A 24,126-nucleotide genomic window follows, 5' to 3' on the forward strand; every position below is an offset into this window, starting at 1 on the left:
CAGCGAGTAATCGCGCTGTGTCCGTTTCACACCTTGTCCCATCGGGTTCTCCATTTATTAGGGGGAAAGGTGTAAACCATATTCAGGACGGGACAATCCTCATCGATTTTAATTAACTCATTGGCTTCGCTTTGAGTTAATCCCTTGTCTTCGCATAGGTGCTGTCTTCGTCTTTTTTCATCAGCATGTATGCCAATTAAATAAAAACCATCACCATAAATTTTTCGTAAAAGCTCGACCTCGCTGGGATGCTTTAATGAATTAACTATATATGCTGTTTTGAGAGTCCCAGTAGTTCTCGAATTAGATATTTCTTTAGCTACGCCAGCAGATAAAATTGCATTGTTTCCACTTTTCTCTCTAAGAGAATCCCCTGCATGCATATAATGTTTTATTCTTTCATATTCATTTTTACCATTGTATTTTGGTAGTATGCTCGAGACACGGATTTCTTTTACTGTATAGCCAAAACCTTGTAGCTTGTCAGTTAATGGCTCTGTTACTCTTTTGTATTCCGTTCCGACGGAACTGACAATCCCAATTATTAACTCACTTTCATTTATCCCTTTTGTTAAATATTGTATCTCTAAAGATAATGGACTGTCCTGTTGAGATGGTGTTTCTTTTTTCTCGCTGTCGGTGAATGTATTAACAGAAGGGGGAGTTGTTTCTTTTAATTGTTGAGGTTCAGTAGGATATAAAAGTTTGGGTACATTTGTTTCTAATTTCGATTTGTCTGGATCCTTACCTTGGAAATTTATAGAGCCAGTACTCTCAAACCAGTTCATGACGCCATTACCTAACCGTAATACTTTCTTGTTAGGCTGGTTATTATCCCAAGCTCCACCTAAGGAAGCTAGTCTGCTTTCCAAGTCATCAAATGTACCAGTGAACTTCAATGTCATGTCGTTTACCTCACAAGCCCCATTTTATGATTTAAAAATAATTAATATGTTAATCAATGTTGTTCATCAGTATATCTGTAGAATGGATTTGTCCGAAGCTTTTCCAGTGAGAGATGTGAGCATTATCTGTTTTATTTCATATCTTTGTGGCTTCCAATAAAGGTCGTAGGTTTGATTAGCAAAGCGTAATCAGACGATCGCGAAAACAGGTTGCCGTAATTCTGCTGGTGCGCCAGCTGATCTCTTCTCTATGTCCATCGCCCCCGGGATTACGGTGCGGACGATTACGCTTCGCTAATCGACCCTACTTCTCTCTGTTTTCTTTAACGTTCTGCTGCTTGTCGATGGTTTGCCCCTCCTCATCCCCGACCTTTCTCCCCTTATCTATGGCAAAGAGTGGGAGAAGGGAGCAGAGATCGCAGCCATTGATAGTGACCGTGGAATGGCGTGATAGCTAAGGGTGACAGCTACGGCTACAGGTTGGCAGGTGCTGATCCCCTCTCCCTTTGGGAGAGGGTTAGGGTGAGGGGACGCTGACGATAGAGGCAAACCCCACAGCGAGCACCAGCTTGCCAACCTTAAAAAGAGCCATCCACCCTGCCAAAAAAGAGGGCCCCGCCATCCATGATGGCGGGGCCCTTTGCATGAGCAGCCGCGTTGCTGATTTAACCGTTCGCACTGGCAGGGGCCTGGCCCGAACCCGATTAGACAGGAATAGCTGTCGCTGCCGGTGGCGGGGTGATTTTGGAGGCGATCAGCTGGCGCAGGCGGGGCACCAGCAACAGCAGGACGATCCCGCCCGCCATCGAGCCCCAGCCCAGCATGTTGAACACCGAGCTGTAACCCGGATTGGTGGCCACCGGAGAGCTGCCGATATTCTGCGGCATGGCGCTGGAGACATAGCCCGCCAGCACGGAGGCAACGCCGGTCACCATCATCCAGCAGCCCATCATCAAGCCTTGCAGGCTGGCGGGGGCCAGCTTGCCAATCATGGCGTAACCGATTGGGGAGATGAGCAGCTCGCCGAAACTCTGCAGCACATAGCTGATGGCGATCCACTTGAAGGCGACCAGCCCGTCGGCCCCCGCCAGATGGATGCCGAGCGGCAGCACCAGCATGCCGAGCCCCATGCAGAACAGGGAGGCGGCAAACTGGGAGGGGATGTCGATATTCCAGCCCTGTTCGCGCAGTCGCTTGAACAGCAGCGCCATCAGCGGGCCACCGATGACGATGACGAGGGTGTTGATGTTCTGGATCCACTGGGGGGCGACCCGCAGCCCGAACACGTTGAGGTTGATGTTGTGTTCGGAGAAGAGCATCAGCCCCATGGGCGCCAGCTGGTAGAGCGACCAGAAGATGAGGGAGCCAAGGGCGAGGATCAGGTAGGCCACCATGCGGCTGCGCTCGGCGGCGTCCGGATGGCGGGCGGTCATCACGCAGAGCAGCACCAGCACCACGGCACCCAGGATCAGCACGAAGCTGCCGCTGAAGCTGGCGTGGGTCAGCAGCAGGCGCAGCGCCGGCACCAGCATGGCCAGAATGGCGATCCCGGCCAGCATGCGGCGGCAGAAGCCGCTCCCTTTGACATGGCGCAGCGGGGTGCTGATATCCGCCAGAATCGGCCAGCAGGCGAAGGTGGCGATGATGGCGATGATGTTGCCCAGCGTCGCAAACAGGAACAGGGTGCGGTAATCCTCGGTGAGCTGGAAGTAGCCCGCCACCGTGAAGCCGATAAAGAAGCCCAGATTCATCCCGGCGTAGTTCCACAGGAAGGCGCTCTCGCGGCGGTGATCATCCGGGGCGAAGCGCTGGGTCAGCATCATGTTGAGGCAGGTGACGTTGAGGCCGCTGCCGGTGAGGAACATGGCGAGCCCCCAGTAGAGCCCGGTGATCCCCATCTCGGCGATGAAGTAGCAGCCGATCACCTGCAGCACCATCCCCATCACGAACAGGTTGCGGTTGCTGAGGTAGCGCCCGCCGAGATAACCGCCAAACAGGTGCAGGCCATAGTTGAAGGCCCCGAAGACCCCCATCATGGCGTTGGCCTGGGATTCGCTAAAGCCGAGCCGCTTGGTGGCGTAGAGCACCAGCGTGGAGTAGAGCACGGCAAACCCCAGGGTCGAGAAGGTCTGGATAAAGAACAGCGCCCCGGAGCCGGGGGGAATGGTGGGGTGTTGATTCGAAGCGCTCACGGTCTGTCTCCTGTGAGAGAAGAAAGTCATAACTCGTCCTGAGAGCGTACCGGTCTGCTGCCGGCTAGCCTTGTGCGCTTCCATGCTGGTCTGAAGGCCGGTCTGTCATTTAGCGGCCAAGCGGTACAAATAGCCATACCTGAAATTTAATCCGGCGCGATTAATTGCTTTTTATTGATCTATTCCGCCTTTTTATGCGCAATTGAGCCGTGGTTGTAGCTCGATTTACCACGTGATTGCGACACGGTTGATGTGATCCAGTCGGCTATTTGGTGCCGATTATGGCGCTGTAGCGGGATCTTCGTCCCGCTTTTTTGTCCCGAAACGCAGCTGGCGCCAAGTTGTTGTATTGCAGGTTGTTTATTCATCCTTGGGCATTGAGTGAATAAATATCGGGAGGAGAAGGGGTTGCCTCAGGGTGACTTGCGTGTGTTCCCTCTCTGCTGTCGAGAGAGTGAGGGGAGGATAGAACAACGCCCGGCGGGCCGGGCGTTGTGGTGCGACTGATGGGCGGTGAAAGCGGCCTTAGAAGTCGTGGTAGAGCGGCCAGCCAAGCAGCGGATGCTTGAGACCGGCGCGCATCTCGATGTTGTCGAGCTTCTCCGGCGAGGCGTTCTCTTTTTGCAGCAGCTGGTACTGGCGCACAAAGCCGAGGGTGTGGAGCAGATTGGGCACAAAGCCCGGGCTCAGCTCCTGCCGCAGGGCGGCGGCCATGTCGGCGGGCAGCGCGCTCAGCATCAGGGCGAGCTGGGCGGCGAGGTAGTCGGTGTCATACCAGCCCTCGTCGAGCTCAATCTCCCGCGCCAGTTTGCGCTTGAGATCCTGCTTCACCTTGAGCGGGGCGGCGCCACTGCCCTTGCCGCAGAGGATGCGGTAGAGCAGCGCTTCGGCCAGCTTGTCCTCCATGGTGGGGTGGTCGCTCTCGCAGGCGAAGAAGTGCTGGTCGATGAGTGCCATCAGGCGGCTCTTGTTGTGCTCGGTCAGCGCCTTCTCGTACTCCTGCCACCCTTGCCACTCCTCCACATCGGGCGGGCTCGAGATCTTGTCCAAGAGCCGCGCATCCACGTCACCGTAGAGGCTGTTGCCAACCTGCTTGGGGCTGACGGTAATGAGCATTGACCAGCCCTTCTGGAACGGCTTGATGGGGCCTTCCGGCGCCTGCAGCAGCGCCAGCGCCTTGGCCGGATCCCGCGCCGAGAGCTCCTGCAGGCCGAGGCTCACCACGCCGATGACGTCGTGGGCGGCCTGCTCCAGCAGGTGCATCTTGTACTTGTTGTAGTACTTGTCGGCGAATTTGAGGCTCATCAGCACCGCCTTGCCCTTGATGGCGGCCAGCTGCTGCTGACTCAAGAGTTCGTTGTCGCGGCCAAAGCGCAGCACCTGGGTCAGAAAGGGGCCCTGGTTGGCATCGCGAATGACTAACTGCATGAATGGGCTCCTTAATCCAGAAAGCTGAACATGTCGTCGACGTCGCCGTACTCGTCTTCCTCGACCTTGTTCTTCTCTTTGGCCTGCATCACCAGTTCGGCGGCAAACTTGTTGATGATGCCGTCCCAAGTGGAGTGCTCGTTGCGCAGCAGCGCCTTGATGGCTTTCTCCACCTCGGGGGCCAGCTCGCGAATAAGCATCAAGAGGCTGCGCGGGTCATCCAGCGCGTAGTCGTGGACATCCTCGCTCTGCTGGCGCTCGCTGTAGCGCAGGGACTCTTCGAGATCTTCCTCTTCGGCGTGCAGCACGTCGCGATAGCCTTCGTCCTCTTCATAGCGATCGCCGCGATAGAACTCGATAAAGGGGATGGCGAGGTAGAAGAGACCGGCCGGATCTTCGGCCACGCACTCGAGGATCTCGCGCTGCTTGGCTTCGCTATCCTGGGTGCGGATCAGGTAGTTGAGGAAGTCGAAGGTGTGCTGTTGCAGCTCGTCGGCGTTGTTCTTGATCGCCTCTTCCCAGTAGAGCGGCTGCTGGCAGACGATGTCGCGGATCCGCTCCGGGGTCATCAGCTCGGAGATGATGGAGGGGAAGGAGATATCGTGCTGGCCGTTAATCTGGGTCAGGGTAACGATATCAATGTTTTCAATCACTTCTGCCAGCTGGTCGTCAGACATGGTCTTGGCGATCAGCTCGAACTTCTCGCTGGCCTGCTTCGGCTCGATAACGGCCAGCTCTTTGATCTCGATGGCGGTAATTTCTATCAGACTGTTGCTCATGCCTTGCCCCAATTAGAAACGGACTTCGTCGTACATATCCTGATCGCCGTCGTCATCACCATAGCGGTCACTGCCGCCATGGTAGTCGGCGTCGGCATCTTCCCCGTCTTCATCTTCTTCGTCGCGCAGCTCATAGTCGTCATCGCCGCGGTGGCTGCCGCGCGGCAGCTGGTTGTCGAGCAGGAACAGCACGGCGCAGGCTTCCATCAGCTGATCTTCGCTCTGGGCCCGCACCGCTTTGACCAGCGGCAGGGCGGCGTTGTTGAAGCCGACGCTCACCTTGAACTCGTCCCAGCCCGGCTGCTCGCCGCTGGTGAGCCACTTGTTCCACAGCGACTTGGCCTTGGCCGGGAACTGCACCCGGCCATAGAGAGCCAGCGGCAGATACTCGGGCATAAACTCCAGCATGCTCATATCGGCCAGCAGCAGGCTCTTCATCTGGTCGGTGAACTGTTCCAGCCCCTTGGGGTCGTCCTGATCCCGGTAGGATTCGATGTTTTCGCTGGCATCGCTTTGCAGCGACTTGAGCCGCGCCTGGTCCCATCTCTTTTGCATAGTTGCTCTTTCTGCCTGCTGTTTCAGGGGTAGAACTGATCCCACATCTCCTGCATGGCGGAGGTGGGGTCGGTCACGATGACGTTGTTGAAATCCTTGATAAAGGCGGCTCGCTGTTTCGGATCGGACAGCACTTCATAAGCCTGCTTTACCTGGTGCAGCTTGATGGCTGCCTGCTCTTTCTCTTCTTCACTGGCCCCGTGCAGCTTGTCGGGGTGGTACTGGTTTGACAGCCGACGATAGGCTTTCTTGATGTCGTTTTCGCTGGCGTTGGACTTGACGCCCAGCACCCGAAAGTAGTTGTTCATGGCAGATCCTGCATCACTGGCATCATAGGATTCACGCTGCGAGTGCCTGATGGTGGGGATTGGCAAACCAGGCACGGCAAAAACCCGTCATTTTAACGGAAACAGCCCGCCAACGCGATGAGTTGGGCGATCAATTAACGGGCGAGATGAAGAGGTGTCAGTTGAGCGTCTATTGTTGCCAGTCGATCTGGTCAGTGCAAGGGCAGCGGGGCAAAAGCGATGAAAAAACAGGCAGGAAAGGGGCGGGCGGCAGGCCGGGGTAAGGCTGCCGCCACAGGGGTTACTCCTCCCAGAAGGAGGCGGAGGTGTGGTAGATCATCTTCTTGCTCATCCCACCATCGACCACCAGATTGGCGCCGTTGATAAAGTCGTTGCGAGGATCCGCCAGAAAGAGGCAGGCGCGGGTGATGTCGTCGGGGCGCCCGACCCGGCCGCTCGGGTGCTGGCGGTGATCCGCCTCGGTCAGGGTGTGGTAATCCTCCGCCTGGATCCAACCTGGGCTGATGGCATTGACCGTGATGGGATGGTCGGCCAGCGAGTTGGCGAGGGACTGGGTGAGAGCGACCAGCGCCCCCTTGGAGGCGCCGTAGGCATCCCAACCCGGTTCGTTCTGCTGCCAGCGGGTGGAGGCGATATTGATGATGCAGCCATAGGGCAACCCGCGGTTGGCCTGCACGAAGGCGCGGGCGCAGAGCATGGCGCCGCGCACATTGACCGTCATCACCTGATCAAACTGGGCTGCGCTCAGCTCCTCGAAGCGGGTGTGGAACTTGCTGATGGCGCCGTTGTTGATCAGCAGATGGATGCCGCCATGCTGCGCGCGCACCTCGGCAAAGAGGCGCGTGATAGCCTGCTCGTCCCGCAAATCGAGCGGATGAAAGTGGATCTCGGGATGGTCGAAAGCGTGAGGAGCCAGATCGGTGGCGATCACCCGATAGCCCGCCTCGGCCAGCCCGATGCAGAGCTGGCGACCAATCCCGCCAGCGGCGCCGGTGACCAGTGCAATTTGGGGTTGGTTGGTCAGCTCGTTCATTGTGCCGCTCCATTGCGCGCCCGCAGCACCTTGATCAGGGCCGACACCTCCTGCTGACCAAACCCTTGTGCCACCCCTTCCTCAAACAGGTCGGCGGCAAAGCGCGGGAAGCGGCTGTCGATCCCGGCATCGGTGGCGTGACCGGCGAGGCGGCTGATGGCGGCGCTCCAGGTTTTCAGGCTGGCGTAGGGGTGATCGAAATCGCCGCTCGCCAGCGTCTTGCCAAGGTGGGCCACATCGCCCCCCAAAATCGGGGAAAGTTCGCTGAACTGGGCGCACACTTTGGCCACCGGCAGCCCTTCTGCCTCGCAGATCAGCGCGCCGTGCAGGGCACCGAGCAGGCCACCGGCAAAGTAGGCGGCGACGGCGCAATCTTGCGCCGCGGCGGCGCCCACCGCCTCGGCCACATGGTCGAGGGTGGGGGCGAGCAGGCGCAGCACCGGCTCGGCGTCGCTAAAGGCGGTGTTGGCACCGGAGCAGATGATGCTGGCATCGCTGGTGCCAATCTGATCCGGGAAGCAGAGAATGGCGCCATCGAGATAACGGGCGCCGCGGGCGTGGCTCCAGCTCTCCAGCACTCGGGCCCCCTGAGGGCTGCCAGTGGAGAGCTGCACCAGCAGCTTGCCTGCCACCGCATCACTCGCCTCATCCAGCAGCTGCTGGCTGACGGCGTAGTTATCGACGCAGACAAGGGTGATATCGCTTGCGGCGATGGCCGCGCCAACCGAGGGGGCGAGTGTTGCTCCCAGCGCTTGCAGCGGGGCCGCCTTGGCGGCGCTGCGATTCCAGACGGTGACCGGATGGCCCGCCTTGAGCAAGGTGGTGGCGAGGGCGGAGCCCATGGCCCCGAGGCCGATGACAGAGAGATGGCGCATGATGGCTCCTGACGGTGTTGATAGACGCTGATATAGGGAATTGGGATGCCTTGTGGCAGGTAAGCAACTATATTTGCCCAGTGTCGCCGTGAAAAATGGCTTTTATGACTATCTGGTATAGGTGAAATCTATGGATGTGCGAACCCTGCGTGCGTTTGTGGCTGTCTTCGAGGAGCGCAACATCACGGCGGCAGCCACCCGCCTCTTCATTACCCAACCCACCCTCTCCACCACCATCAAGACGCTGGAGGATGAGCTGGGAGTGACCCTGTTTGTGCGGCAGGCGCGCGGGGTGGAGGGGACCGAAGCGGCGCACCGGCTCTATCCCCGCGCCAAGCGGCTGATCGCCGACACCGACTCCCTCGCCCGCGAGTTTCGTGAAACCTCCCCCTGCCTCGAACTGACGGTGGGGATTGAGGCAGACCTTGGCGATGGCGTGGTGGGGGCGCTGGTCAACGGGGCGCTAGCCCACGAGGAGATCCTGCTGACCCTGGAGGAGGGCTGTTGTGGCGATGTGCGGCTGGGCTGTGAATCCCTGCGCTGCGGCGACGAGCTTTTTATCCCCCTGCTGGAGGAGGAGTTTGTGCTGGTGCTGCCGCCGGATCACCCGCTGGCGGGCAAGGGGGCGCTCACCCCGGCAGCGTTGGCGGACGAGCCCTGGGTTACTTGCCCACGCCACGAATCCCACTTGCGGTTGATCGCCATCCTCGGCAATCAGGCGCCGATATATCCACGGCGGGCGGGGTCGCTGCGACTGGCGGCGACTATGGCGGCCGCCGGGGCGGGGATCGCCTGGCTGCCCCGTTCCCTCTGTCCGCCCGGTTGTACGGTCGCCGAGCTGGCGGCCTCTTCCTTCAAGCGGCGGGTGGGGCTCTGCTACGCCCCGGATGCGTTACGATCGGCGGCGGTGGTCGCCCTGCTGGCGCAGGTGCGCGGGATGCAGCTCCCCGCCTGATGTCGCAATAAAAAGGGCCATCCGGTGGGATGGCCCTGTTGCAGGCAACGATGCCGCGTGGCTAAAGCGACGCCCACCAGAGCCGCAGCTGCAAGCCCCACTTCGAGCTCCAGCCGGTGGTGCTGCTCACAAGCGTCCCATCCCTGATGATGAGGAAAGTCGGGGTGACCCCTACCTGCCACTGGGCAGCCAGATCTCCCGACTCGTCGTTGTGGGTCGGGAAGGTGAGCCCCTTCTTGCTCATCCCCTTGCCAAGCTGCTCTGCATTGCCGGAGCGCAGCGCGACCGTCAGCACGTTTTCCCCCTCCTGCCAGAGCTGCTGCACGGCCGGGGTGGTGAAACGGCACACCCCGCACCAGCTGGCCCAGTAGTAGACCAGCAGCGGCTTGCCCTGACTTAAGGTAGCGAGATCCGTGCTGCTGCCATCCTGCAGGGTGACGGGGGCGCTCATCGCCCCCTCTGGCAGGGTCGGGCTGCGCCACAGATCCAGCAGGGTCGAGATGACCAGCGCCATCAGCAGCAGCCAGAGCGCCTCCTTGCCCCAGCGGCACCAGCGGGGTTGAGGGTTGGTAGTCATCCCTTACCCCTGCTTGGCCAGTTCGGCCTTCACCAGTTGCTCCAGCTCCTCATAAGGTATGGCGCCCGGCACCAGCTGGTTGCCAATCAGGGTCGCCGGAGTGCCCTGTACCCCGAGGATGGTGCCGATGCGCAGGCTGTTGCGCAGCTCTTCGGTCGCCTTGGCGGCCGGTTTGAGCGCGGTGTTGCCGGTGGCGGCCAGCGCCTTGTTGATATCCGCCTCGGTCAGCATCCCCTGCTTGCTCATCAGCTTGTCGTGCAGGGTGAGGAAGCGGGCGGGATCTTGCTGCCACAGGGTCAGGCTGTATTGGGCCGCCTTGGCGGAGGTCTGCCCCTTGAACGGCAGCAGCTTGATCACCAGCCCCAGATCGTCCGGATAGGCCTTGAGTAGCTTGGTCAGTCGGGGATCGAACTGCTTGCAGTAGGGGCAGTTGTAGTCGGTGAACAGCACCAGCGTCAGCTTGGGGTTCTTGGCGCCGAGGCGCGGGCTGGTGGCGCTGTTGAACAGCACATCCTTGTTGCCCTTGATGAAGTTGCCAAGCTGCGCCTCCTGGGCTGCCGCGTTCTGTTTCTCCCAGGATTCGGCGGCCTCGTCGAGGATCTTGGGGTTGGCGATCAGGGTCTCGCGGATCAGCTCCTTGATGCGCACCTCCTGCTCCGGGGTGAAGGGGGCGGCGTGCAGGACCGGAGCCAGCAGGGTTGCGGAAAGGGAGGCCAGCAGGGTCAGGGCGCTCAGAGTCGGTTTCATGGTTGCTCCTTAAAATCGGGTGGTGCCAGCCTGAAGCAGGCCAGCCTTGTCCAATGTGGTCAGCAGATCGTCCTTGTCGAGCAGGGGTGACAGCGTGACCCCCTGCGGCAACTCCGGGCCGTAAATCTGGTTGAAGGGGACGGCCGCCGCGCCCCGCTTACGCAGGAAGGCGGCGATGGTGTCGTTCGGTTTGCTCCAGTCGCCGCGCAGGGCCACCACATCGGGGGCCGAGAGGGCCTGTTGCACCTCATCGCGTAGCAACACGTTGTATTTGTTGGCCTTGCAGGTGACGCACCAGTCGGCGGTGACATCGATAAAGACCCGTTTGTTCTGGGCCAGCGCATCTGTGATGGCACGTTCCGAGAGCGGCTGCCAGACCACCTTGTCAACGCTGGCCGAGCCCTGCGCGCTAAAGGCGCCACTCAGCAGCAGGGGGCTGCCAATCAGTGCGGTAAGGGCGATCGCCAGCGTGAAGCCGCGCATGCCGTAACGCCAGATGATGCCAGCCAGCAGTGCCAGCAGCATGGCAACCATCAGCCAGCCGGTGGCATAGCTGCCGAGATGATTGTCGAGCAGACTGGTGAGCCAGAGGCTGGAGCCCAGCATCATCAGGCCGAGCAGGATGCGCAGATGGTTCATCCAGCGCCCTGGTTTCGGCAGCCAGAGGGCGAGCCGTGGCAGGGCTGCCACCAGCAGCCAGGGCAGGCTCATGCCAATTCCCAATGCCGTGAAGATCAGCCAGAGCTGATCAAGGGGGGCGGCCAGCGCAAAGGCCACCGCAGTGCCGAGGAAGGGGGCCGAGCAGGGGGTCGCCAGCAGAGTGGCGAAGCTCCCCTGCAGGAAGTGACCGCCTAGGCCGTTGCCGCCGCTGGTGGCAAGGCGTGTGCTGAGGGCGCTGGGCAGGCGGATCTCGAACAGCCCCAACAGGTTGGCGCAAAACAGCAGGGTGACCAGCACCATCAAGCCGATAAAACCGGCGCTCTGGAGCTGGATGCCCCAGCCGACGGCTCCTTGCGTGGCGCGCAGCAGGCTGCTCATGGCCGCCAGCACCCAGAAGGAGGCGATGATCCCGGCGCTGGCGGCGAGGAACTGCTTGCGTACCGTTCCCTGTTCACGCTCCTGATGTTGCAGCACAGTTCCCAGCTTGAGCGCCAGCACCGGCAGCACGCAGGGCATCAGGTTGAGGATCAGGCCGCCGAGCAGCGCCACTCCCAGCAACCAGAACAGCGAATGACTCTGGTTGGGCAGTGCGAGCGGTGCGCCGATCGTCCCCTTGCCCTGCCACGCCTGTTCGCCACTGGTGAGCAGCAGGCCGAGGGATTGGCCGCGCAGATCCGGCGCATCCCCCTGCCAGCCGTCGCTCACCGGTACCCGGGCGATCAGGGTGTTGCCCTCAACCTCAAGCGCCGGTTTGCCAAATTCGGCCCCCTCCAGAGCGTCGATAAAGAGCGCTGGTGATTGCCAGCCCTCTGCCCGCTCGGCGCGCAGTTGCAGCTGGTTGTGCTGATAACCGAGCTCGACCCGGGTTGCGGCAGGCAATTGCTGGGGCAGGGTACTCATCGCCTTCGCCCAGGCAAAATCGAAGTCGGCCGGGGCCTGCCCATCCAGCGCGAGGGTGAAGGGAAAGTCGGTCAGGATGCAGACATTGCTGCAGGTGGAGAGGCGTAGAGTCCCCTTGAGCGGTTGCCCAGCGGGATCGTTGAGGCTGAGGGGGAAGGTCACATCTCCCTGATAACCCTGGGTGCTGAGCCCGGCTACTTCGAAGTGGCGTGGCACCGGCCAGCGCCACTGAAAGTTACCGACCGGCTTATCCCACAGGATCTGGGGGGCAATCCCCCCTTCTCCCGGACTGTGCCAGTAGGTTTTCCAGCCTGACTCCAGCTCGACATCGAGCAGGATGCGGGTCTGATCTGCCGTGCTGCGGTCGGCCTGCAGCCGTACCCGGGCGTGATCATTCTGTGGGCTGGTGAGCCAGCCCGTGTCGCTGGCCAATCCCATGGATTGCCACAGCAGACCGCCCAGTAGCAGGGCCGCCTTGAAGAGATTCGACATCTTTTTGGTCTCGCAAAAATTGAGTGACAGCTAACGAAAGAACGCTGCCGAACTCATTCCCGCCAGACGCACAGGGTTAGGTGCAGACGCCGCTCGGGCGGCGAGATGACTCTGGGAGGGGGCAGTGGCGGTGTGTAGCGCCAAAGGGGGGCCAGCAGGGCGATCAGCACGGCCACGGCAAAGAAGAGCTGTTCGACGCAGAGCAGGGTGGCGGCGCTTAGCCACTTGCCGTTGAGCTGGCAGCTGGTGGGCTGCGGGCTGGCCGGTTTGGCATCCTCTTGAGCCGTTGCCGAGCCTGGAACGGGCAGTGCCTGACAGCTGAGGGCGTGATCGAGCAGGGCAAGCCGGGCCAGCGGCTGGGCCGCACAATTGAGCACCAGCAGGCAGACCAGCAGCAGGAGATGTTTCGCTACCCGTTGTTGCAACATCATGTTCGCCCCGTCCATCAAGATGGGGCCATCCTAACGACCAATGACGGGTGGGGCAAGTCGGCGGCGTATTGATGTGCAGGACTGTGGGTGGCGCGACGGGGAGGGTGGTCGGTTCTGTTTGGCGAACGCTTGTTCGCTAAAAGGGGGATCAGTATACTGCGCCGAGTTAAAACTCGAGGTGTTCGATGCTCAAAATTGCCCGTGTGCTGCTGCTTGGTCTGCTGCTCATCTTCTGGTTCCTGTTCGGCCTGCTGCTCTGTCTGGTTCGTCCGCGCCATCCCAACAACGTCTATGTTTTCGCCCGCATGTATCACGCGGTCTGCCCGCTGATCGGGCTGCGAGTCAAGGTGACGGTGGCCGACGAGGTCAAATCGGTCGGCCCGGCGGTCTACGTCTGCAACCACCAGAGCAACTTCGACATCTTCACCGTGACCGGTGCGGTGCAGCCTGGCGTGGTGGCGGTGGGCAAGAAGAGCCTGCTCTGGCTGCCGCTGTTCGGCCTTATCTTCTGGCTCTCCGGCAACGTGCTGATCGACCGCTCCAACCGCTCCCGTGCCATCGGCACCATAGGTCAGGTGGTGGATCGCATCAAGAACCGTGGCACCTCCATCTGGATGTTCCCGGAAGGGACCCGCTCCCAGGGGCGTGGCCTGCTGCCGTTCAAGGCAGGTGCTTTCCACACTGCGGTACAGGCTGAAGTGCCCGTGGTGCCCATCGTCTGCTCCAGCTACTTCGGTCAGGTCGACCTCAATCGCTGGGACAACGGCGAAGTGCTGGTGGAAGTGATGGCCCCGGTCTGCAGCAAGGAGCACGGTGCCAGCGGCATTCGCGATCTCTCCGACACCTGCCGCGCCCGGATGGAGGCCAAGCTGATCGAACTGGACAGCAAGCTGGGCCACAGCCATGCCGCCTGACGGATAGCGCAGATGAATTGAAAAGGACTATCTCTACATCACTGATGGTTCAGTGCGGCAGCCCGGTGATCTCATCCTGGTGCTTGTGTTGCCAGACCGCGCCCAGCAGCAGCTTGAGCAGCAGTTGCGGCGGGTTGTCGAGCAGTTTGCCGGACTCCAGCAGCAGCTGTCCGTCGGCACCAAAGCCAAGGCTCGCATCGACAGTGCCATCTTCGGCTACCACCTGGAGCAGACCGTTGAGGGCGGAGCGCTCACCGGGCTGACAGCGTAGCCGCAGTTCGCGGGGTTCCCCCAGCAGGGTGAAGGCGCGGCTCAGCGGGGGCGAGTCTTCATAATCGGGCCAGTTGAAGAAGTGATACTGCTCGGCCAGGGTGCCAGCCTGCTGGCAAAACTGGTCGAATAGCTGCCCGATCGCCTGATACTCCTGATCGAGTCGTCTTGCCTGCTCTTCAATCCGTTTCATGTTTACTCCTTGTCTATCCACTTGATCAGACATTGCTTTTCTGACCCCGTGACTGCCGTTTTCCAGATATGAGGCCAAATGGCTGCGAGGTCTGTGAGCCGGATCGAAGTTTCAGTCTGAAAACGTTATCTTGTTGAAACTGTATGGCTTTTTTGCCTTTCCGCTCACATTTGAATCGATTGCCGCTGATTAATATGGCACCGCTTGGCAATAACCGGGTGCTCGACTATCGAGACTAACTACAGCGGGAATTATAAAAATATGGATATGAAAAAGACCAAAGTGGCGCTGGTAACAGCCTCACTGCTCGCGCTTTTGTCTGGCTGTAATGACAACAGCTCTGATGCCTCCGGTGTGAACCCCGTCCCCCCTACACCGCCTACACCTGAAGTCACCGATGGGCCTGTCGCCCGTCTGCCCAAGATGGATCCCCCGAAAGAGTTGCTGGTTGCCGGGGAGAATCAGGTGGTCATTGCGCTGGTGGATACCCAGTCGGCAGCCAAAGGGGCCAAGGCACCGTTTGACAGCCACAGCCTGCACCTTTGGAACAACGACGCCTGCAAGGCAACGGCTGATAGTGGCCTGAATACTGGGTGGGATGACAAGAGCAAGACTCCTGCCACCGCCGACAGCTTTGGTCCGGCCTGGGTCGTGCCGCTCAAAAATGTGGAAGGGTGCATCAACTTTATCGCTCGCAACGGCGATCTGGCCAACCTGACCGGCAGCGATATGAAGGTGAGCTTCAGTGAGCACCCGGATCGCACCGTGGCTATCGTGGCTGGCAAAAAAGAGCTGTTTGGCAGCCGTGCCGAAGCCTTTACCGCCGCCTTTGGCGTAGCGGGGGCCAGCGCTCATCTGATCGATGGCAATACCCTGATTTGGCAAGGGGGCAAGGATAAGCCCCACGTTCGCCTCTATTACACCGACTCGGGCACCATCAAGGCTAATGCCGATGGGGTGTTCGATTTCCCCTATATCAGCCTGACCGCGACCAGTCTGACTGCCGAGCAGCAGGCCAAATATCCGCACCTCAAGGATGCAGCCGCCTTTGCCCTGCCTGCCGGTAAAGATCTCAAGCCCCTGCTCAAGGGAGAACTGGTGGCTATCGGCACCGATGCCGACGGTATCCTGCAAGGAGCTACCCTGGTGCAGAGCGCCGGTGCCCTCGATGCGCTCTATGCTCCCGAGGCGACCAAGCTCAGCTATGGCGCAGTGGTAGAGGGCAATCGGGTTACCTTCCGTCTCTGGGCACCGACCGCCAAGTCGGTCAAGCTGGCCCTCTACAACGCCAGCCACCAGAAGAGTGGCGAGGTAGCGATGACCTTTGACAGCGCCAGCGGCAGCTGGAGTTATGAAGGGGGCAGCGAGCTGATCGGCCAGTTCTATCGCTACGATATGGAGGTCTACCATCCGCTGAGCCGCAAGGTTGAGCACTACGAGGTGACCGATCCCTACTCCCTGAGTCTGGCGATGAACTCCGAGTTCAGTCAGGTAGTGGATCTCGACGATCCGGCCTTGAAACCGGAAGGGTGGGACAGCCTCAAGGCGCCCCACAGCCAGCAGAACCCCGCCGACATCACCATCTACGAGGCCCATGTTCGCGACCTGACCGGCAACGATGATTCCACCCCGGTGGAGCACCGTGGCAAGTTCCTCGGGCTGACCGACAGCGACAGCGTGCCCGTCACCCACCTGAAATCCCTGGCCAAGAGCGGCGTCAGCCACCTGCACCTGCTGCCGGTGTTCGACATCGCCACCGTAAACGAGGATCCGGCCAAGGTAGCCAATCTCGGCGATGACTTCAGCAAGCTCTGTCAGGTCAATCCGGATGTGAAAACATCAAAATTTGGCGGCTACTGTGGTGGCGGTCAGACCGTGGGAGATGTGCTGGCCGACCTGCAAGGGGGCGACAGCAAGGATAATCCGCAGGTGCAGGAGCTCTCCGGCTATCTGCGCGGCGTCGACTCCTTCAACTGGGGTTATGATCCCTACCACTACACCACGCCGGAAGGCTCCTACGCCACCAACGCCGAGGGCACCAAACGTATTCTGGAGTTCCGCGAGATGGTCAAGGCCATCAAGCAGAACATCGGCATGAACGTGGTGATGGACGTGGTCTACAACCACACCAACGAATCCGGGCTCGGCCCCAAGTCGGTGCTCGACAAGATCGTGCCCTGGTACTATCAGCGCCTCAATCCGGAGACCGGCTCGGTGGAGAACTCCACCTGCTGCTCCAACACGGCGCCGGAACACGCCATGTTCGCCAAGCTGATGGATGACTCTCTGGTCACCTGGGCGCGCGACTACAAGATCGACGCCTTCCGCTTCGACCTGATGGGCCACCATCCGAAAGATCAGATGGTTCAGGCGCTGGCCGCGGTGAAGAAGGTCAATCCCGAGATGTACTTCTACGGCGAGGGGTGGAACTTCGGCGAAGTGCAGGATGACAAGCGTTTCGTGCAGGCGACCCAGAAGCATCTGGGCGGTACCGGTATCGGCTCCTTCTCCGACCGCTTGCGCGATGCAGTGCGCGGCGGCAGTCCGTTCGACGGTGGCGATACCATTCGCAAGACCCAGGGCTTTGGCAACGGTGCCTTCGTCGATCCTAACGAAATGAGCAAGGTGGATCTGGCGACGGCCTTGCACCAGTCCGATCTGGTGCGGCTCGGCATGGCGGGCAACCTCAAGGAGTTCGTGCTGACCGACAAGGATGGCATGCCGAAGAAAGGCGCCGAGATCGACTACAACGGTCAGCCTGCCGGTTATGCCCAGGATCCGGTGGAAGTGCAGAACTATGTCGACAAGCACGACAACCAGACCCTGTTCGACAACCTGATCTACAAGGCGCCTGCCGGAGCCGATCTGGTGCGGATGCAGGGGGTCTCGCTGGCGACAGCCATGCTGGGTCAGGGCATTCCCTTCACCCACGCCGGTGTCGAGCTGCTGCGTTCCAAATCCATGGAGCGGGACAGCTATGACTCGGGCGACTGGTACAACAAGGTCGACTACACCTTGGGCGACAACAACTTCGACAAGGGGTTGCCGCGCAAGGACAAGGATGGCGACAACTATCCGCTGATTGAGCAGGTGCTCGGCAAGCATGCCAAGCCGGGTTCGGCCGAGATGGCGCAGATGGTGAGCTTCTATCAGGAGCTGGCGGAGCTGCGCAACTCTTCCCGTCTGTTGCGTCTGGGCAGTGGCGCCGAGGTGATCAAGCGGGTTGATTTTCGCAATACCGGCCCGGATCAGGTGCCCGGCCTTATCGTCATGACGGTGGATGATGGCGTCAGTGCCGGGACGGATCTGGATCCGGCCATCGACGGTCTGGTGGTGATGATCAACGCCAGCAACCAGAGCCAGAGCATCGGCGACTTCCGGGACGGCAACGATCAGCCCATCGTTCTGAGCGGTATGGTGCTAAGCAGCAAGCATCGCGCTGTTGACAGCATCGCCAGCGGCGCCGCCTATGATAACGGCCAGCTGACGCTGGGGGCCTGGTCTGCCGCCGTGTTCGTCAAGCCGCAGTCTGGTGCACAGGGCGCGGGCCTGCCGGTCAGCAAGAAGACCGACCTGAGCACCCTGCCACCGTTTGGCAACACCGCCGTTTATCTGAAGGGCTTCTTGGACCCCAGTTTTGGCGACAAGAATCCGCTGACATTTACCAGTAACTTCATGTACGAGTTCAGCGCAGAAGTGACGGCGGAGCAGCTTGGTAACACCAAATTGAAGGTGGCGGACTCTGGCTGGAGCATTAACTACGGCAGCTGCAATGCCGGTGACAAGCTGGTGGTCGGCACTCCGCTGACCCTTTGCAAGGGTGGGGATACCGGCAACATCGGGCTCGATCTGGCCAAGGCGGGCAGCTACAAGTTCGTGTTTACCGCCATGAACAAGGACAAGCCCACCCTGAGCGTCAGCTTCACCGAGCCGGTGCAGAGCTGCAAGGTGCTGGATACGGTGGCGGGCAATCCGCTCGGCTACAACCTGTTCGTCAAGGGTGAGCTCTCCGGCTGGGGAGCCCAACCTCAGTACCAGCTGAGCTACAAGGGAATGGACGGCGATCTCGCCATCTATCAGGCGGCGTTCAACTATGCCGGCAGCACCGAGTTCAAGGTGGCCAACGAGGACTGGAGCAAGGAGTACCTGCTCAACGGTGGCGGCGCGGTGAACGCTGAAACCGGCTATTCGTTCGCCTTCTCCAAGGGGGGCAGTGCCAATAACAGCATCACCCTGCCGCAGGGGCTGTGGAGTGTGCTGGTGAAGGTTGACCCGGCTGGCGTCAAGGCGGGCACAGCCGTCATTCAGGAGTGCAGCGTCAAGTAAGCAAGCCATTGAGTCCGGGGGATGGCTCGGCGCCCCCGGGTTGAATTCCACCTCGCCAAGGGTGGGATAACTCCGAGAGAGTAAGCAAAGCGCGACTGCCGACCGGCAGGCGCGCTTTTTCTTTTACGGGGGGCCGTGAGAGAAATGAGAGGAAAAAGAAAAGCCGTCCCGGTTGGGGGACGGCTTTTGGCTGGGATGCTATCGGCTGGCTTAACCCTTGCGTAGCAGCCGCAAGGCGTTGGCGGTCACCAGCGCGGTGGCGCCGGTATCGGCCAGCACCGCAATCCACAGGCCGGTGATGCCGAGCAGGCTGGTGACCAGGAAGATGGCCTTCAGCCCCAGCGCCAGCGCGATATTCTGGTGAATATTGGCCAGTGCCGCCCGCGACAGCCGGATCATCGCGGCAATACCGCCGAGCTGGTTGTGGGTCAGCGCCGCATCAGCGGTCTCCAGCGCCACATCGGTGCCGCCCCCCATGGCGATGCCGATACTGGCCCGCTTCATGGCGGGTGCATCGTTGATGCCATCGCCGATCATGGCAACCTTCCGGGTGCTGGCCAGCTTGGCGATCTCTTCTACCTTGTTCTCCGGCAGCAGACCGGCGCGCCAGCCCATGCCCAGCTCGGTGGCGATCGCCTCGGCGGCACGGGGGTTATCCCCGGTTAACATGATGCTGTTGAGCCCGAGTCGGTTGAGCTCTTGCAGCGTGGCCGCCGCCTCCGGCCGGATCTGATCCCGCAGCGCCAGCAGGGCGACCGGCAGCGCTTGGTCGCCGCTGCTCCGGCAGAGCACCACGACGGTCTTGCCCTGCCGCTCCAGCGAAGCAATCCGGGTTTGCTGTTCCACATTCAGGGTCGCCACCCGGCTCGGTGCCAGCAGTTGCCACAGTTGACCGTTGATGCGTCCCTCAACCCCCATGCCCGGCAGGGCACGCAGGTCGCGAGCCTCCGCCAGCGTCAGCCCCTGTTCGGTCGCGTTGGCGACCACTGCGCGGGCCAGCGGGTGGTGGGAGCCCTGCTCGATGGCAGCCGCCAGTGCCAGCAACTCGGTCTCCGGTTGGCCATTGAGGCTCACCAGCTCGGTCAGTTGCGGCTTGCCCAGGGTCAGGGTGCCAGTCTTGTCAAAGGCGACGGTGTCGATATGGGCCAGTCGCTCCAGCGCAGCACCACCCTTGATCAGTGCCCCCTGACGGGTGGCCGCGGCCAGTGCCGAGGTAACCGCTGCCGGGGTGGAGATGACCAGCGCGCAGGGGCAGCCGATCAGCAGCAGCGCCAGTCCGCGATAGATCCACTCGTCCCAGCTCTGGCCGAAGGCAAGGGGCGGCACCAGCACCACCAGCAGGGCAACCAGCATCATGGCCGGGGTATACCAGCGGCTGAAGCGGTCGATAAAGCGCTCGATGGGGGCGCGCTGGCTTTCGGCCTCCTCGATGAGGTGCAGGATGCGGTCGATGGCGTTGTTGCCCGGTTCCGATACCACCTCAAGACGCAGCACCCGATCGGCAGCCAGACTGCCGGCCGGCACCTTGTCACCCTGACGGCGTTCCACCGGAATGGATTCACCGGTCAGGGCGCTCTCGTCAAACGCGCCGAGGGCGTCGAGCAGGCGGGCGTCGGCAGGTAGACGGGCTCCCGGGGCGATTTCGATGATATCGCCGGGACGCAGCTCATCGGCGCCGACCTCTTCGCGCACCTCGCCCTCGGCAGTGGTACGGATCCGCAGCGCCTTGTCAGGCACCAGCGCCATCAGGGCGGTCACACCGGCACGGGCGCGTCCGGCGGCGTAGGCCTCCAGATGTTCCCCCAGCATAAAGAGCAGCAGCACCATGGCCGCTTCCGCGGTTTCGCCGAGGAACAGGGCCCCCACGGCGGCGACCGTCATCAGGGTCTCGATGGCGAAAGGAGAGCCGCTTTTGGTCAGCGCCCACGCCTTGCGGGAGATGGGCCACAGGCCCCAGAGGGTCGCCAGAGTAAAGAGTGGCTGACCGAGCTCTTTCGGCAGCAGGGCGGCGACCAGCATCAGGCCGGCCAGTGACAGGGGCTGCCAATATTTGGTGAGCAGGGTCTGCAGCGGTCCGCGCTCACGGCCGGGCTCCTGCTTGCCGCTGCTCTCGCCCTTGAGCTGGAAGCCGGCGGCCAGCACGGCGGCGGTGACGGGATCGGGGGAGAGGCCGGGGGCCAGATCCACCACCAGCTTCTCGGTGGCAAACAGCACGCGTGCCTGTTGCACGCCGCTCACCCGGCTGACGGCGGTCTCGATCTTGCGAGCGCAGCTGGGGCAATCCATCCCCAACACCTGCCAGCTGTGGCGACTGTTACCTTGCTCCGGCGCAACCAGCGGGTCGGCAGAGGGCATATCGTGCTCATGCTCATGCTCATGATCGTGAGCTGGCGATAAGGGGGTGCAGCAGCACGCTTGAGCGTGACAGCCCCCTCGGGGAGGCTCTTCATCCCCGGGGGATTCATTGCCGTCACGGGATGCGTGCTCATGAGGCGTCGGGGTTGAACAGCAACTGACGGGCGTGGTGTTGTCGCAGCAGTGGCTATCGTGGTGGTGTTCACTCTGGCCGGAGGCCGCCTTGCTGACGGCCTTGCTGACGGCCTTGATGGGGGCGGCGTGCTGATGATTGCAGCAGGATTTGCTCATGATGAGTCCCTCTTGATGGATCCCGCCCCTGCGAGATCCCTGATTACCGAGAAGGAGTCTAAACCTTGGTGTTAAGTCCAAGGTCAACCCCTTTATATCCCTTGTCTTCGCGGGTGTTTGTCTGGTCTCGCCGCCCCTATACTGATCACCCGGATTTTTACTACACCACCAATAAAGGACATAACACATGAGCAACTCAGTCACTCTGCAAGGCAACCCGGTTTCCGTCGCTGGTCACTTCCCAGTCGCCGGTGAGCAAGCCAAGCCCTTCTCCCTGGTGGCCAAGGATCTCTCCGACGTGACCCTGGCAAGCTTTGCCGGTCAGCGCAAAATCCTGAACATCTTCCCGAGCGTCGATACCCCGACCTGCGCGACCTCTGTGCGCAAGTTCAACGAGCAGGCCAGCGCGCTGGAGAACACTGTAGTGCTGTGCATCTCCGCCGATCTGCCGTTCGCCCAGTCCCGCTTCTGCGGCGCCGAAGGTCTGGACAAGGTAGTGACCCTCTCCACCCTGCGCGGTGCGGCCTTCATGGAAGATTACGGCGTTGCCTTCTCTTCCGGTCCGCTGGTCGGTCTGACCGCTCGCGCCATCGTGGTGCTGGATGGTGACAACAAGGTGCTGCACAGCGAGCTGGTCGCCGAAGTGGCCGACGAGCCGAACTACGCTGCGGCGCTGGCCGTGCTGTAAGGCTGCAAGCCATAAAAAATCCCGCTTCGGCGGGATTTTTTATGCGGGAATTGTCCGTTCAGGGCGTAGCTGGCGGGGTGGTCGCCGGTTCAGCCTTGGCGGTTGGGGAGGGTTGCCACTCCACATAGGGGCGGTGGATCTTCTCGTAAATTTCGGCCAGTTTGCCGGTGGCAGCCAGCTGATCGATGGCTTGGCGGAGAAATTCGTCCATCTCATCACCTGCCGCCCCTTTCTGGATGATGAAGACATCCTCGAAATCTCCGAAAAATTCTCGCCTGATATTGGTCAGCCCCAGCTGCTTGAGCATCAGGTCGGCTTCCTCTTGCGCCCAGACAAAGGCGTCGATACGGCCGCGCGAGAGCTTGCGCAGTGACTGCTCGATACTCATCGAGCGCTGCACCGGGAAGGGCATATAGTCGGGAACGGCCTCGATCAGCAGATCCCGTTTGGTGGGCACTATGCCGTAGGCCATATCCGTGGTGACTGGATAATTGGTATTGCTGTAGATGACATGGGCAACCTTGCCAAAACTGCGGGTACTGAAACGATAAGCCAGCATATCGATATCCTTGAGGTTGCGGATGGCGGGCAGCCCCAGATCAGCCTTGCCGGAGATCACCCCAGCCATGGCACGGGCGATGGGGTAGATGGTGATCTTGATGGTTACATCGGGGTAGAGGTCATCGATGGCGTGTACCAGATCGACAAAGGGGCCTGTCTTGTCGGCATTGATCAGCCCCGGCAGCTCGCCAAGGTGGGCATTGAGGATGCGCATCGGTTTAGGCGGCTCGGGGGCAGCGTTGTTCTCCGGAGTCTGCGACAGGCCGAGGGTGGCGCTGCCGAGCAGGGTGACCACGAGCAGCAGAAGGGGGATGTGTCTGGTCATGGCGAGTCTCTCTGGGTGATGGGTCAGCTAAAGTGTAGTCAGCCCGTCGTCAGCGCCCCTTGGCCAAACCATCATGGATAGGGTTTTACTTCTCGGCCCCCGCTCACTAGACTTCGCCTCCCACTTCTTTGTTGACGTAGCGCCATGACCTTTAGCGAACTTGCCCTTCATCCCGACTTGCTTGCCTCTTTGCCCGTCACCTTGCAGACGCCGACCCGCATCCAGCAGCTGGCGATTCCGGCGGCGCTGGCGGGGCAGGATCTGCTGGCGCTGGCCCAGACCGGCAGCGGCAAGACGCTGGCGTTTGGCTTGCCGCTGCTGCAACGGCTGGATCCCGCCTCCAGTCAGGTGCAGGGTCTGGTGCTGGTGCCAACTCGCGAGTTGGCGATTCAGGTCACTGCCGCGCTAAAAGAGGGTGCCGAGGCGCTGGGGCTGCGCATCGTGACGTTGTGTGGGGGCGTTGCGCAGGAGCGGCAACAGGCCGAACTGGCGCAGGGGCCACAACTGCTGGTGGCGACGCCGGGGCGGTTGCGGGATCTGCTGACCCAACAGTTGCTGGGGCTGGATGGTTTACAACTGCTGGTGCTGGATGAAGCGGATCGCTTGCTGGAGATGGGATTTGCTCCCGACATCAAGGCGCTGCTCGGCTTTATTCCGGCGGATCGCCAAACCCTGCTCTTCTCCGCCACCTTGCCTGCCGAGCTGGAGGCGCTGGCCAACGGCCTGCTGCGCGAGCCTACCCGTATCGAGGCCACCCCCCTCAACAGCGTGGTGAACGAGATCGAAGAGCGGCTCTATCTGGTCAACAAGAGCAGCAAGGTGCCGGCGCTTATCAGCTTGCTCAAGGAGCAGGCGTGGCCGCAGGTGCTGGTCTTTATCAGTGCGCGGGATGATGCCGACGGGGTTGCCAGAAAGCTGGCCAAGGCGGGCATTGCGGTGGCCGCCCTTCATGGCGAGAAGGAGCAGGCGGTGCGCGAGCAGGCGCTCGGCGATTTCAAAGAGGGCAAAATTCGGGTGCTGGTGGCCACCGACCTGATGGCGCGCGGCATCCATGTGGAGGCGCTGCCGGTGGTGATCAATCTGGACTTGCCCGCCAGCGCCCCTGTTTACGTACACCGCATCGGTCGTACCGCCCGGGCTGGCCGCGAGGGGCTGGCCATCTCGCTGGTCTGCCATGGCGAGAGTGACATGCTGCAAGCCATTCGCACCCTGACCAGCCGCGAGCTGCCGTTGGGCAATCTGGCGGGATTCCCGGTTACCGACCAGCCTGCCAGCGGGGAGGGCAAGCGCTCCCCTCGTGACAAGCAGGCCAATCGCCGTACTCAGGCCAAACGCAGCGTCAAGCAGTTCAAGGGCAAGCGCTGAC

Annotated in this window: 20 protein-coding genes; 5 read left to right on the forward strand and 15 right to left on the reverse strand. The window is 61.1% G+C overall.

Annotation, left to right across the window (positions count from 1 at the left end):
* Positions 1–26: 26 nt before the first annotated feature.
* The 8 genes from AB5Y92_RS07630 to AB5Y92_RS07665 form a co-directional block, all read right to left on the reverse strand.
* Positions 27–905: a hypothetical protein gene (locus AB5Y92_RS07630; protein WP_368226281.1), complete on the reverse strand. Its 879-nt coding sequence runs from the start codon at positions 903–905 to the stop codon at positions 27–29.
* 704 nt (positions 906–1,609) lie between these two features.
* The gene (locus AB5Y92_RS07635; protein ID WP_368226284.1) at positions 1,610–3,097 is read right to left on the reverse strand and encodes a peptide MFS transporter; all 1,488 of its coding nucleotides are present in this window, start codon (positions 3,095–3,097) and stop codon (positions 1,610–1,612) included.
* 525 nt (positions 3,098–3,622) lie between these two features.
* Complete coding sequence (locus AB5Y92_RS07640) at positions 3,623–4,525, reverse strand: hypothetical protein (RefSeq protein ID WP_368226285.1); 903 nt, start codon at positions 4,523–4,525, stop codon at positions 3,623–3,625.
* Positions 4,526–4,536: 11 nt separating this feature from the next.
* Positions 4,537–5,304 carry a hypothetical protein gene (locus AB5Y92_RS07645; RefSeq protein WP_005335887.1) on the reverse strand — a complete coding sequence of 256 codons (768 nt, stop codon included), beginning with the start codon at positions 5,302–5,304 and terminating at the stop codon, positions 4,537–4,539.
* Between the two features lie 12 nt (positions 5,305–5,316).
* Entirely contained in the window at positions 5,317–5,859 is a 543-nt protein-coding gene (locus AB5Y92_RS07650) for a hypothetical protein (protein ID WP_368226288.1), read from the reverse strand.
* Positions 5,860–5,882: 23 nt separating this feature from the next.
* On the reverse strand, positions 5,883–6,167 hold the full coding sequence (locus AB5Y92_RS07655) for a DnaJ domain-containing protein (RefSeq protein WP_115521264.1): 285 nt from the start codon (positions 6,165–6,167) through the stop codon (positions 5,883–5,885).
* 280 nt (positions 6,168–6,447) lie between these two features.
* A complete protein-coding gene (locus AB5Y92_RS07660; protein ID WP_257686740.1) occupies positions 6,448–7,200 on the reverse strand; it encodes an SDR family NAD(P)-dependent oxidoreductase in 753 nt (250 codons plus the stop codon).
* Positions 7,197–8,075: an NAD(P)-dependent oxidoreductase gene (locus tag AB5Y92_RS07665; protein WP_368226290.1), complete on the reverse strand. Its 879-nt coding sequence runs from the start codon at positions 8,073–8,075 to the stop codon at positions 7,197–7,199. The genes AB5Y92_RS07660 and AB5Y92_RS07665 overlap by 4 nt, the downstream gene beginning before the upstream one ends.
* A gap of 130 nt (positions 8,076–8,205) precedes the next feature.
* Between AB5Y92_RS07665 and AB5Y92_RS07670 the strand changes: the two genes are divergently transcribed.
* Entirely contained in the window at positions 8,206–9,030 is an 825-nt protein-coding gene (locus tag AB5Y92_RS07670; protein ID WP_368226293.1) for a LysR family transcriptional regulator, read from the forward strand.
* A gap of 61 nt (positions 9,031–9,091) precedes the next feature.
* Here the strand turns inward: AB5Y92_RS07670 and AB5Y92_RS07675 are convergent, their stop codons facing one another.
* Genes AB5Y92_RS07675 through AB5Y92_RS07690 form a run of 4 tightly spaced genes read right to left on the reverse strand, consistent with a single transcriptional unit; the run spans position 9,092 to position 12,837 of the window.
* A complete protein-coding gene (locus tag AB5Y92_RS07675) occupies positions 9,092–9,607 on the reverse strand; it encodes a protein disulfide oxidoreductase (protein WP_368226296.1) in 516 nt (171 codons plus the stop codon).
* Positions 9,608–9,610: 3 nt separating this feature from the next.
* Positions 9,611–10,354, reverse strand: a complete 744-nt coding sequence (locus AB5Y92_RS07680) for a DsbA family protein (protein ID WP_368226298.1) — start codon at positions 10,352–10,354, stop codon at positions 9,611–9,613.
* 9 nt (positions 10,355–10,363) lie between these two features.
* Positions 10,364–12,406, reverse strand: coding sequence for a protein-disulfide reductase DsbD family protein (locus AB5Y92_RS07685; RefSeq protein WP_368226300.1), 2,043 nt, complete (start codon positions 12,404–12,406; stop codon positions 10,364–10,366).
* A gap of 53 nt (positions 12,407–12,459) precedes the next feature.
* Positions 12,460–12,837 carry a hypothetical protein gene (locus AB5Y92_RS07690; RefSeq protein ID WP_236322783.1) on the reverse strand — a complete coding sequence of 126 codons (378 nt, stop codon included), beginning with the start codon at positions 12,835–12,837 and terminating at the stop codon, positions 12,460–12,462.
* A gap of 185 nt (positions 12,838–13,022) precedes the next feature.
* On the opposite strand from AB5Y92_RS07690, the gene AB5Y92_RS07695 reads away from it, so the two are divergent.
* On the forward strand, positions 13,023–13,751 hold the full coding sequence (locus AB5Y92_RS07695) for a 1-acylglycerol-3-phosphate O-acyltransferase (RefSeq protein ID WP_064341633.1): 729 nt from the start codon (positions 13,023–13,025) through the stop codon (positions 13,749–13,751).
* Positions 13,752–13,800: 49 nt separating this feature from the next.
* Here AB5Y92_RS07695 and AB5Y92_RS07700 read toward each other — a convergent pair whose 3' ends face one another.
* Positions 13,801–14,214, reverse strand: a complete 414-nt coding sequence (locus AB5Y92_RS07700; protein ID WP_164537756.1) for a hypothetical protein — start codon at positions 14,212–14,214, stop codon at positions 13,801–13,803.
* A gap of 261 nt (positions 14,215–14,475) precedes the next feature.
* On the opposite strand from AB5Y92_RS07700, the gene pulA reads away from it, so the two are divergent.
* The gene (pulA, locus tag AB5Y92_RS07705; RefSeq protein ID WP_368226304.1) at positions 14,476–18,540 is read left to right on the forward strand and encodes a pullulanase-type alpha-1,6-glucosidase; all 4,065 of its coding nucleotides are present in this window, start codon (positions 14,476–14,478) and stop codon (positions 18,538–18,540) included.
* Positions 18,541–18,750: 210 nt separating this feature from the next.
* Here pulA and AB5Y92_RS07710 read toward each other — a convergent pair whose 3' ends face one another.
* Entirely contained in the window at positions 18,751–21,186 is a 2,436-nt protein-coding gene (locus tag AB5Y92_RS07710) for a zinc/cadmium/mercury/lead-transporting ATPase (protein WP_368226306.1), read from the reverse strand.
* Between the two features lie 187 nt (positions 21,187–21,373).
* Here AB5Y92_RS07710 and tpx point away from each other — a divergent pair, with 187 nt between their 5' ends.
* Positions 21,374–21,874 (forward strand): thiol peroxidase, encoded by a 501-nt coding sequence (tpx, locus tag AB5Y92_RS07715; RefSeq protein ID WP_005341463.1) that lies wholly within the window; start codon positions 21,374–21,376, stop codon positions 21,872–21,874.
* A 58-nt stretch (positions 21,875–21,932) separates the two neighbouring features.
* Here tpx and AB5Y92_RS07720 read toward each other — a convergent pair whose 3' ends face one another.
* A complete protein-coding gene (locus AB5Y92_RS07720) occupies positions 21,933–22,760 on the reverse strand; it encodes a transporter substrate-binding domain-containing protein (protein ID WP_368226308.1) in 828 nt (275 codons plus the stop codon).
* 144 nt (positions 22,761–22,904) lie between these two features.
* Here AB5Y92_RS07720 and AB5Y92_RS07725 point away from each other — a divergent pair, with 144 nt between their 5' ends.
* On the forward strand, positions 22,905–24,125 hold the full coding sequence (locus AB5Y92_RS07725; protein WP_368226311.1) for a DEAD/DEAH box helicase: 1,221 nt from the start codon (positions 22,905–22,907) through the stop codon (positions 24,123–24,125).
* The last annotated feature ends 1 nt before the right edge of the window (position 24,126 follow it).

The sequence above is a fragment of the Aeromonas sp. R1-1 genome (genome assembly GCF_040908495.1).
Classification (GTDB): Bacteria; Pseudomonadota; Gammaproteobacteria; order Enterobacterales; family Aeromonadaceae; genus Aeromonas; species Aeromonas veronii.